The following is a 255-nucleotide window of genomic DNA, read 5'->3' as shown; positions in this document are numbered from 1 at the left end:
ACCGCCTACGAGCTCTTTACGCCCAATAATTCCGGACAACGCTTGCACCCTACGTATTACCGCGGCTGCTGGCACGTAGTTAGCCGGTGCTTTTTCTGCAGGTACCGTCACTTTCGCTTCTTCCCTACTAAAAGAGGTTTACAACCCGAAGGCCGTCATCCCTCACGCGGCGTTGCTGCATCAGGCTTGCGCCCATTGTGCAATATTCCCCACTGCTGCCTCCCGTAGGAGTCTGGGCCGTGTCTCAGTCCCAGT

At 56.5% G+C, this 255-nt stretch carries 1 rRNA gene; it reads right to left on the bottom strand.

The annotated features are described in order from the left end of the window. A 16S ribosomal RNA gene (locus QM019_RS12985) occupies positions 1-255 on the bottom strand; the annotation flags it as partial.

The organism is Gulosibacter sediminis (assembly GCF_030011715.1).
Taxonomy (GTDB): Bacteria; Actinomycetota; Actinomycetes; order Actinomycetales; family Microbacteriaceae; genus Gulosibacter; species Gulosibacter sediminis.
This window is presented reverse-complemented; position numbering and strand designations above follow the sequence as displayed.